7 protein-coding genes are annotated in these 11,163 nt (G+C 49.2%); all 7 read left to right on the top strand.

Annotated features, from left to right (window positions below; translation table 11 throughout):
- Positions 1 to 182 precede the first annotated feature (182 nt).
- From NRG74_RS16620 to NRG74_RS16590, 7 genes are read left to right on the top strand one after another with little or no spacing between them, the layout of a single operon-like run.
- The gene (locus tag NRG74_RS16620; protein WP_257704837.1) at positions 183 to 1,679 is read left to right on the top strand and encodes a glycosyltransferase; all 1,497 of its coding nucleotides are present in this window, start codon (positions 183 to 185) and stop codon (positions 1,677 to 1,679) included.
- Position 1,680: 1 nt separating this feature from the next.
- Positions 1,681 to 2,919: a hypothetical protein gene (locus tag NRG74_RS16615; RefSeq protein ID WP_257704836.1), complete on the top strand. Its 1,239-nt coding sequence runs from the start codon at positions 1,681 to 1,683 to the stop codon at positions 2,917 to 2,919.
- 11 nt (positions 2,920 to 2,930) lie between these two features.
- Positions 2,931 to 5,153 (top strand): glycosyltransferase family 4 protein, encoded by a 2,223-nt coding sequence (locus NRG74_RS16610; RefSeq protein WP_257704835.1) that lies wholly within the window; start codon positions 2,931 to 2,933, stop codon positions 5,151 to 5,153.
- A gap of 11 nt (positions 5,154 to 5,164) precedes the next feature.
- Positions 5,165 to 6,523, top strand: a complete 1,359-nt coding sequence (locus NRG74_RS16605) for a DUF4214 domain-containing protein (RefSeq protein WP_257704834.1) — start codon at positions 5,165 to 5,167, stop codon at positions 6,521 to 6,523.
- Positions 6,524 to 6,548: 25 nt separating this feature from the next.
- Positions 6,549 to 8,315, top strand: a complete 1,767-nt coding sequence (locus NRG74_RS16600) for a type I secretion system permease/ATPase (RefSeq protein ID WP_257704833.1) — start codon at positions 6,549 to 6,551, stop codon at positions 8,313 to 8,315.
- A complete protein-coding gene (locus NRG74_RS16595) occupies positions 8,312 to 9,631 on the top strand; it encodes an HlyD family type I secretion periplasmic adaptor subunit (protein ID WP_257704832.1) in 1,320 nt (439 codons plus the stop codon). Before NRG74_RS16600 ends, NRG74_RS16595 begins: the two co-directional genes overlap by 4 nt.
- Positions 9,632 to 9,638: 7 nt before the next feature.
- The gene (locus NRG74_RS16590) at positions 9,639 to 11,030 is read left to right on the top strand and encodes a TolC family outer membrane protein (RefSeq protein WP_257704831.1); all 1,392 of its coding nucleotides are present in this window, start codon (positions 9,639 to 9,641) and stop codon (positions 11,028 to 11,030) included.
- Positions 11,031 to 11,163 lie beyond the last annotated feature (133 nt).

Here is an 11,163-nt window from a genome sequence, read left to right as displayed (position 1 = left end):
GCGAAAAGAGTTTCCCAGGAATTTCATTGGAAAGTACTGATTCGCGTCTAGGTTTTTTGGGTTGGTGTGTAGTGCACGGCCGCAGAGAATATCAAGCGCTACGTGAGTTTTCCCAGTACTGGCGAGACCTATCTGTACCAGCAAGCCTCCCTAGAACTAGGTGGTCAGCCGGGATTTCCCGGATGCTGCAACTCGTAATAGCGGGGAGGCCAGACTTAAATATAGATAAGAGACTAGAGACTGAAGACGATCAGCTAAAGGCGCTGGCATGGTTTTTTGTCGGCGGTGGGTTGGCAGATATCGGCATGACGGCGAAGGATGTACCGGCTTGGCAAAAGAGAGTTCTTTTCCATACTGATCAGATAGAGAAGACACTTTTCTCTCAGCTCATATATTCAGTCAGGCAAGACATACGTACTGCTTTTGATCTAGGCGATAAAGAAGGTTTATTAGCCTACCGCTCTTGGATCTACAACTGCGGAATAGTGGAAGCAGGCCTATCTAATATCCTGAAGGCAAGACCTACTGCATGGCCGGACGATGAAGAAAAGGCGGAAGAAAGCAGAAGTATGGTTGGTGGCGTAAATCTCATAGGTTACGCCTATGGTGAGTTGGGCATCGGCGAAGATGTGAGAATGGCGGCCCGTTGTCTCGTCGAGCGAAATATTCCTTTCGTAATCGTGAATGTGAAGCCAGGACAGGAGATAAGTCAGGACGACCGAAGCCTGGAGGCATGGGTTAGCGACGAGCCAAAGTATGCGGTAAACATCATCTGCCTAACGGCGCTTGAGATGCTTCGGGTTTACTTAGAGCAGGGGAGACAACTCTTCTCAGGTCGATATAATATAGGTTATTGGCCTTGGGAGCTGAGTTCATGGCCTGAAAACTGGACGCATACCTTTTGCCTAGTTGATGAAATTTGGTGTTCGAGTCAGCATACTTTTTGGGCTGTTGATCCGGTTTCCGCGGTGCCGGTAGAGCACATGCCTATGGCGGTATGGATTAATGCAAATCTCCCATCCGTGATAGATTCTAGAGAAAAATTCAAGCTGCCTCTTGATAGTTTTATATTTATTTTTTCGTTCGATGGTAACTCTTCGGTATATAGGAAGAACCCAGTCGCTGTGTTGAATGCTTTTATATCCGCCTTTAAGGAGAAGCACGAGCGAGTTTTTCTCGTAATAAAAGCGATGAGAGCTTCACAAGGTCCTGTCTGGGATCAGATAAACGCTGCAGCTAAAGAAGATAAGCGGATTAAGATAATAGACGCTGTTCTTGCTAAGGAAGAGGTGGTTTCACTATATAACGCGTGCAATTGCTTTGTTTCCCTTCATAGAGCAGAGGGTTTTGGTCGAGGAATCGCTGAGGCGCTTTTGCTAGGAATGGACGTTATAGCTACCAATTATGGAGGGAACAAGGATTTTTGTATTGGTGAAGGTGCCTACCTGATCCCGTACCAAATGATTTCAGTGGGTCTCGACGAATACGTCGAAGCTGTTGGCCAACGATGGGCAGATCCTGAGGTTGAGGTCGCGGCTCAGGCAATGCGGCAGGTTTACCTAAAAAATGAAGGTAGATATTTCGAAAAGCACGACATTTCGAAGTATGACGAGTTGTTCGGCCTAAAAGAAATCGGGCAAAAGTATTATGATAGGTTGGCTGAATTAGGATACGTTTGATATGGCACTTGATAATGACGCAGAGCTAATGTTAGGCGCCTATCAAGTTAAGCTCAGATTGAATGAAAATGTAAGCTCCGTAGTAATAATTCTTGCAGGAATTGGTAGCGATTTTTCCAAAGACCCTGAGTTTGACTTTCAAGGTGTAGGTAAGTCTTCTTTTAATTATTCATTTGTCTATGTGAAGGACAATAGTCGGTCGTGGTATACAAATCCCCATGGCTGGATGGACTTGGTGGATTTTATACAGAACCTTCTTCCAGACAGTACGGAGTTACGAATTACCCTTTTAGGCTCCAGCATGGGAGGAGCTGGGGTTTTAAGGTTGGCGAAGTATGTCAAAGCGAATAGGGTTGTCGCAATCTCGCCCAGATCAACTCTCTCGACCGATTTCGACATTCGTAATATCGAAATCGTAAATGCGGTAGAAAATCCGGAGTTGTTGGACTATTTTCCAGCGGCGTCAGGTGTCGAATATATCGTTCTATTCTCGATCGATGATTACGAAGATACACTGCATGTTGCGCAGCTTCCATTCACTTCTTATTGGGTAAGGGGCGGGCACAATGTGGCCTATACCTTTAAGAAGCTAGATTTACTAGATGTGCTTTTCGAGGCGCTGTGTGCTCCAGTGCTTTCAATAGCGGATCTAGGGTTCGATAATTCGAATCTTTCGACATTCGACTGTGCGTTGCAAAGAAGTAATGTCAATTTTGAATTGGCGGCATGTGATGAAAGCATAATTCCTGAGTATGTATTCGACTCGTGGTATCAAAAAAAGCTAGTAGCTTATTCGGCTAGTCAAGGCAAAGGTCATCTTTTCTTTCCCATGCATTATCTCAGCAGAGTAGCGGGGGTGGAACTGGAGAGATATCTATTCTATGGATGGTCCTATTTAGAAGAGTGGGGCGTTTGGGGCATAGGTCCCGTCCATACGCTTGGTTTCCAGCTCCTTGATCACGAACGTGATTTTGATATTCATGTCAATATCATGCTTACGGTCTTCAAACCAGCTCCTGAGTATGAGCAGCACATTAAAGTCTTACTAAACGGCGAAGCCGTTTTTGATGGCTACCTGAGTAGTGAAAGATGCCTGCTGACCTTTCCTGCGGCGGCAAAGGATAATAATATTGTTATCATCACCAAAAATCACATATCTCCTGCAGAATGCGACATCGCTGGTGATGATAGAAGTCTTTCGGTGGGCATTGAAGAAATTTTCCTCAGGCCAATTTTCTAATTGGAATAGACATGAATAAAGTTGAGAGAGTCCTCCTGGAAGGGTCTTTTTGTGGTGACTATAGTCTCGCAATCGTTAATAGAAGTATCGCTGTAGCCCTAGTGCAGGAAGGGTATGACGTATACATAACTTCCTCAAACGAAAGTTTTGAAAAGATTACTGCTGACAGTGAGGTTATGAAAGCTGGTTTGAATGAAAAGGTTTTTAACCGGTCATTCGACGCTAATTTCGATCTGCACCTTTTTAATGACTGGCCAGTACAAGTCGATCGCAAGGCGCCTCTGGTAGGAGCAATATGTTGGGCATGGGAAGAGACTGTAGTTCCTTTTGAAATAGTCGATAAGTTTAATAGGGATTTCGATTTCGTTGCCGTTGCTAGCAAATTCACTGAAGATGCTTTGCTGGTTGGAGGGTTGACCGTTCCAGTCTTTGTTGTTGGTGAAGGGGTAGATCATTTAGATCGCTATAGCAAATTAAGTCAGCGTAAAATAAAAAATAAAGACGGCTTTCAGTTTCTTCATATATCGTCTTGCTTCTGGCGTAAAGGAGTTGATGTGCTCCTCGCTGCGTTTAATGAAGAGTTTGCTAATGACAACGATGTCGAACTTGTTATTAAAACATTTAGGAACCCGCACAACGGGTGGCTTGATGAGTTCGTAGAAAAATTGAAACCTTCGGTCAAGTCCAGGGTAACACTCATCTACGATTCTTTAGATAGCGAAAGTTTGGCGAAGCTTTACTTGGCAGCAGATTGCACAGTATTCCCCACCCGCGGAGAAGGATTCTTGCTACCTGCAGCAGAGTCTATGTATTTTGGAGTGCCGGTGATAGTCACGGGCTTCTCGGGGCATATGGATTATTGTAACACTGATAACTCAATAGTTATTGATTACGACCTTATCCAATCGGCCTCACATCTATCGTTCACTGGTTCGATGGTCGCCGAGCCAGACGTTATGAGTTTACGAAAGGGAATGCGACGCGTACAGAAGTCGTCGAAAATTGCTTTGCAAAGATTGACATCAGCTGGTAGCGAAACTTCCAGAGCTCTCACATGGCATGGAACAATAGTCAGATTTAAAGCTGGATTAGAGCAATGTTTAACAAAAAATAAAACGGCTAAGGCAGAGCGCGATATTTCTGTTATCTCAACTTGGGATGTCGAGTGCGGAATAGCCACCTACAGTCAGGAACTTTTAGCCGCATCCTCTATGTCGGGGCGTATAAAAAATATTTTCTGTGAGAGGATTATTGCTTCCGAAGAAGATGTATCTCCTCTAGCTGACAATAGAAAAGTTGTCGCCGGAGCTGAAATTATACCGGTGTGGTACCGCCATGGCGACGGTGTCAAAGCGCTCATTGCTTCGCTTTTGGAAGACGCTGCTGACATCGTCATTCTCCAGCATCACTTTGGGTTTTTTTCCATAGCAGCTGTAAATGATATTGCCGCGGCGCTTCATTACGCAAACAAGAAGCTAATCTTAGAGTTTCATGGCATTCCGTCTGAGGTAGATCTTTCACTGTTAGAAAGCTCGTGTATATCGCTAGTGGTTGCCCATAGCAAATTAGATTTTGGTCGTGTAAAGGCTGTTGGTATAAAAAATGTCATAAGGTTACCACTTGGGATAGCCGCAAGCTCTCAAAAGCTTGACGCCGTAAAAGACAAGAACGACACTGAGTTGGTGATTGCAACATTTGGATTTTGTTTGCCGCATAAAAACTTTGAGGCTATTCTTTATCTGGTTTCGCTAATAAATTCAATAGGAATTTCATGCCGAGCAAAAATGCTGATCAGTGTAAAGAAAGAGCGTTCTAGTTATGATTATTTACTCCATTTAAAGGCAATCATAAAAGCGCTCTCACTAGAAGATAAAGTTCTGCTCGACACTAGATACAACTCTTTGTCTATGGTCATAGATGAGTTAGCCTGTTCTGATGTAGCAGTGTTCCCCTATGCTGAAGTTCCGGAATCAGCGAGTGCCGCTATTAGAGTGGCGGTTCGAGCTGGTATTCCTATAATCTGTTCAACAGCCACTATGTTTGAAGAATTTGAAGGCGTTGTTCCTCGGATAGATTCTCGATCTATTTACACTTTGGCTAGTAAAGTCATCGATGCATCTCCGATAGGGAAATCTTCGCTTCGATTAAGGGATGCTATTCGCTCCTTCGCGGCTGCAAATTCATTTGAGCGAATCGGAAGATTTTACTCTGATGTCGTTGACGCATACTGCTAGTGGATTAGATCATGGCTAAGTATTCGGGTTTTGTTGATACAGTAAATTCAAATCTTGTGGCAGGTTGGCTTTATGATGCGGAACTCCCGAAAAAGCGAATCGATGTGGTCGTTATCCAAGGCGAAAAAGTTCTAGGCAAGGCGACTTGCACTGAGTTTCGTCCTGATCTATTAAAACTAGGTATAGCTGATGGAAAGTATGGCTTCCGCATAGAGCTGACAGCTAGTCTATTAGATCTTAAGGCTCCGATAAGCCTATATTTCTATGATGAGGGCAAGATACTACCATTCCCAGGTATTTCGGTTTTTGAAATTCCGGCAGGTGATTTTAGTGAGCAGTCGTCAAGTTTAGATAATACGGAGAGTCTGTGGTCCAAAATAATAAAAAGTGATCTCGGAAACTTCGAAGGATGCCGTGAGTTGATGAAGGAGATTCTGCCTAAGGGAGGTTCAAGCCGCTTTTGGAAGTCTTTTCGTCAAAATTTAATAGTTGCCTCTGAAGATCAACGCAGGAAGCTTTTTGTAAGTCTGGCAAGTAATAATGGATTATATAAGGGAAAATTTTTGACAGCCAGTGATCAAATAAATTCTTGGATGTCCCGCGGAGAAGTGAAATATTTTTCAAAAAGCAGTATACCAATAGCTACTAATCTGAATTCTATTGATTCCGCATCCATCATATCGGAGCTGTACATGATGGCTCTGGGCCGCATGCCGGATGAAAAAGGTTTGAAGGATTACTCTACAGCTATTGAAGATGGTCTGCCTTTAGACGAGGTTTGGGAAAGTCTGACTAATAGTGACGAATTCTTTTTGTTAGACAGAGATCAATATGTCAATATCGATGACAGAGTTTCAACTGGTATTGCGATAGGATACGATGATCCGAAAGAGCTTCCTTTTGCCTCATATTATAATGAGCGCGCAATTGAGAACGATTCTTTGAATGTTAATAGAGTTTCTTATATGAAGTCGTCCAATGAAAAGCAGTACGTTGTTGCCTATTTGTCTAAGGGTGACGAGTATTTTCTAGGGGAAGGTGTAGTTATCGAAGGTATGTATAGCGACGAGAATACGTCGATTATGCGGAGTGACCCAGGTTTCTTGCTCTATGGCATGAAGCTAGATTTGGCACCTGGCGCTTACGTTCTGGACTTGCATATAGAAGCAGCAGACTGGTCCACGTACGCTGTTGATGTTGTTTCAGATTTTGGATTTCACAAGCTATTTCATTCAGATCTTTCTGGAACTTCGAAATTTCGCGCTACATTTCACGTTGGCTCAAACAACACATTCGTAGAGCCTAGATTGATTACGCTTAACAATAATGCCAGTTTGAGGGTTGTTCAAATCTTAATCTACAAAAAATGAATGGTCTAAGAGGGTTGTCGACTTAATGAGGGTCATAACGAAAACCGACCTGCAAATGGCGCTGGAAGCTTGCAAGTCAAGTTTCCTTTATGCAGGATTTTTTAGTCTGTTCATAAACCTTTTACTTCTGGCTCCATCCTTTTACATGTTGGAGGTGTATGACCGAGTTGTCAGCAGTAGAAGTGTTACTACGCTTATTATGCTGACAATATTAGTGACCGTGCTAATGGCCACTTATGGGGCATTAGAATGGATTCGTTCTCGCATAATGGTGAGAATATCAACCAAGTTGGATCTACTTTTAGGCGAGCGCGTACTGGGAGCTAGTTTTAAGCAGTCGCTATATGCAGGTAGTACAGGCGTCTCCGCCCAACCTATGGGTGATCTGACAGGGCTGCGGCAATTTCTAACCGGTAGCGGCGTTTTTGCCTTTTTTGATGCTCCCTGGATGCCTATATATATCGGCATCATGTTTTTTTTCCATCCCTGGTTTGGCGTATTAACAGTCGTTGGCGCATTAGTAGCGACTGCTCTCGCGTTTGCAAATGAACGAGCTACAGCAAAGAGGTTGTCGGAGGCGAACAAGGAAAATAGTGCTGCTTTGAGTCTGGTAGGAATGGCGCTACGTAATTCTGAAGTTTTGTCGGCGATGGGGATGCTTCCTAATCTAACCAAGAAATGGAAAGTGAGAAGTTATAAGACGCTTGCTTTGCAAGGCAGGGCAAGCGAGATGGGCGGGGCAATTTCTAATATCTCGCGCACTTGGCGAATACTGTTGCAGTCTTTTGTGCTTGGGTTGGGCGCCTATCTTGTTATTAATAACGAAATTACTCCAGGGCTCATGACCGCGGCCTCGCTGCTAATTGGTCGGGCACTCGCGCCTATTGATCAAATGATCGCAAACTGGAAAGGTTTCGTTAATGCCCGCGGCCAATATGCTCGATTGAACGAGGTATTGAAGCAAATCCCGGCAGAGCCTGAGCGGATGTCTCTACCTGCTCCAATGGGAGATCTTTCTGTGGAGCAGTTGGTGGTTACTCCACCTGGTGGTCATCTCCCCGTTCTCAAAGGGATTAGTTTTCGTGCCCCTCCCGGTGCATCCGTTGGTGTCCTAGGCGCAAGCGCCGCCGGAAAATCTACCTTGGCACGCGCGCTCCTCGGAATCTGGCCTGCTCAGAGTGGAAAGGTGCGCTTGGATGGGGCAGACATGTTCCATCTTGATCGAGCGGCGGTAGGTCCATACCTCGGTTACCTGCCTCAGGACATCGAGCTTTTTGAAGGTTCTTTAGGTGACAATATCGCGCGCTTCGGCGAGGTTGATGCGGCAAAGGTGGTTGAGGCTGCCCAGATCGCGGGTGTCCACGAAATGATCCTCCGCTTGCCCCAAGGCTATGACACCGTCATCGGTGCCCATGGTGGTGTTTTATCGGGCGGGCAGCGTCAGCGTATCGGACTAGCGCGCGCCATATACGGCGATCCGAAACTGGTCATCCTCGATGAGCCGAACTCCAATCTGGACGACGTCGGTGAGCGCGCGCTGGGCGAGGCTCTTATCAAGCTCAAGCAGAAGGGCACTACGCTCTTCATCATTACCCACAGGGTCAGCGCTCTGGCCTATGTGGACAACCTCCTGGTACTGAGTGAAGGCCAGATCGTAATGTCTGGAGCCCGGGATCAGGTACTAGCGCAGCTAAAGGCTCAGCAATCAGGTGGTCCTCAGCCGGTGCCCAATCCGGGCTCGGTTACTCCCTTACCTCCCAAGCCTGGTAGTGCAGGGGGCGCACCCGTATGAAAGACGTTTATTTGGAAGCTGAGGCCGCAGGTCTCAAAGTCAACGACGTTCCTGTGCGCCGGTTAGGCTTGATCATTCTCTTTGCTGTGTTCGGTATCGGCGGTGGCTGGGCAGCCCTGGCACCGCTCAATAGTGCGGCCTTCGCCACAGGTTTGGTGGCGGTAGACAGCTACCGCAAGTCGGTCCAACACCTGGAAGGCGGTATTGTCCGCGAGGTGCGGGTACACGACGGCGACGACGTTAAGGCCGGGGACGTGCTGATCGTTCTGGACAGCACCCAGGCGGGTTCGGAACTGGAGGCGACCCGTGGTCAGCTGATTGCCGCCCAGGCGCAGGAGGCCCGGCTCATCGCCGAGCGTGACGACGCCAATAACATTACCTTTGGCGCGAGTGACTTTCCCACCGCGGATAAGCGCGTCCAAGAGGCGCGCGCCAGTGAACGGCAAATCTTCATAGCAGGCCGCGATGCGCGCCGTGGTGAAATAGACGTTCTGAAGAATCGCGCCGCAGAGCTCGAACAGCAGATTCGGGGCTACAACGAGGTCATCGCCAGCAAGGAGAGTCTGGCCAAATCCTATGCCAGCGAGATCAAGGATCTTACCGGTCTGTTGAAAGAGGGCTTCGTCAGCAACGAGCGTCTTCGTGACCAGGAGCGCAATCTCTCTCGTCTGCAGGCAGAGATCGCCGATCAGCGTTCGGCTATCGCCAGGGCCAAGGTCCAGATCGGTGAGACGCGGCTGCAGATCCTGCAGACTACCCAGAAATTTAAATCTGACGTGGCGAGTCGTCTGGCTGATACCCAGTCGCGAATCTACGAGTCACGGGAGCGGCTGGGCGCCTTGCAGGACAAGTACAACCGCACCGAGGTCAAGGCACCGGTCAGCGGCATGGTGATGAACCTGGCGGTACATACCATCGGGGGCGTCGTGCAATCCGGTACCAATCTGCTCGATATCGTGCCGGATGCGGCCAAGCTCATCGTCGAGGTGCATATCGAACCCAAGGACATCGATCGGGTAGAACTGGGGACCAAGGCCGAGGTTCGTTTCAGTGCCTTCAGCAATGCCACCACGCCCATCATCGAGGGCGAATTGGTCTATGTGTCGGCCGACCGCATCACCAATGAGCGCGACGGTACGCCTTACTATCTGGGCCGGGTAAAGCTGACCGAACAGGGTAAGAAGGATCTCGGGCATCGGGAGCTGGTCGCAGGTATGCCTGCTGACGTGCTGATCAACACCGGTTCGCGCACCATGCTGCAATACCTGCTCAAGCCAGCGCGCAATGCCATGGCTCGCTCGATGATCGAGGAGTAGAGCAGACATGAACGCCAAGTTTCTTGCATTGGTGGCCGTGTTGGGCTGCTCTGGCTGGGTACAGGCACAGACGCCCGTCGCGCCTAGGTCACAGGATTACGTAGACCTCTGGAAGCTCTATCAGGACAGCGCGGTGTCGGACCCCCGTATTCGGGGTGCAGAGGCCCAGGTGAAGAATCTGGAGGGCCAGGAGCGCGCCGCCTTCGGCCAGGTGCTGCCGCAGTTGAGCGGTGGGGCTTCGACCAGTCGGGTTCGGCGCGAGGAGGGCATGCAGACTCTCAACTACAATGGCGAGAGCTACAACCTGACCCTGAGCCAGGCGCTCTACAACGCTGCCGCCTGGCGCGGCTTCAAGCGCTACGAGCAACTGACCGAGCAGTACCGTGCCCAATACGAGGATGCCAAGACCCAGTCGGCCGCGGACCTCGTCCAGCGCTATTTCGCCGCCTTGGCGGCTGAAGATACGCTCGAGCTGGTCACCGCCGAGCGCAAGGCGACGCAGCGCAATCTGGATCGTGCCCAGGCGCTGTTCGACAAGCAGATGAGCACCGTCACCGACGTCCTGCAGATCTCCGCCAAGGTGGACAGCCTGAAAACCCAGGAGATCGAAGCACGCAACCAGATCCAGGTGACCCGCGAAGCCTTGGGCGAGCTGATTGGCCGTCCGGTCTATCAGCCGCTCAAACGCCTTAACGAAAAAGCTCAATTGGCCATGCCGCAAGGTGACGAAGAACTGTGGGTGAATTCTGCAGTGGCGAACAACCCCGCACTGGAGGCCAAGCAGCGCGCCGTGGATGCCGCCAACTACGGTATCTCCGAGGCCAAGGCCGGTCATCTGCCGACCTTGAGCTTCAACCTGGGCGCGCAGCGCAGCGACTTCGCCTATGACAACGTCATCGCCTCTTCCGCGATCAACACCTACTCAGCCACCATCAGCGTGCAGATCCCGCTCTATAGCGGCGGTTCGACCAGCGCCCGTGTCGCCAGCTCCTATGGCTCGCGCGATGCCGCGGAGCAGGAGTACGAATCGATCCGCCGTCAGGTGGTGAAGGAAACCCGCACGGCCTACATGAAGAGCGCTGCAGACCTGGCCAAGATCGGTTCGTCGCGTAATGCCCTGGATTCGGCGATCAAGTCCCGCGCCGCCAGTGAGCGATCGCTCAGCCTGGGCGTGGCAACCGCCGTGGATGTGCTCAACGCGGTGCAGCAGGAATACAGCGCACGACGGGATTATCTGCAGGCGCAATACGACTTCGTCACCAACCAGCTGGTGCTGCTGCGTTGGAGTGGCGGTTTCCGTGATACCGATATCCAGAAGATCAACGGTTGGCTGGCGGTACCTACGCCCGGTGAAGAGCGCAAGACGGGCGTCAAGGAAGGAGAGGTCGCCAAAGGATGAGCGGAAGGCAATAGGGTTTGCATCCGCGCCGCCCACCCCCTATCGTCTGCCCCCTATTGGGGGCAGACACTTTTCTATCTGAAAGAATTGCCCTGATTGCAGTATTCACTACGAGGTAGACAGGTTCGCGGTG

The sequence above is a fragment of the Pseudomonas oryzihabitans genome (assembly GCF_024652905.1).
Classification (GTDB): Bacteria; Pseudomonadota; Gammaproteobacteria; order Pseudomonadales; family Pseudomonadaceae; genus Chryseomonas; species Chryseomonas benzopyrenica.
The sequence above is the reverse complement of the archived record's forward strand: the minus strand, read 5'-3'. Positions and strand labels throughout refer to the sequence as shown.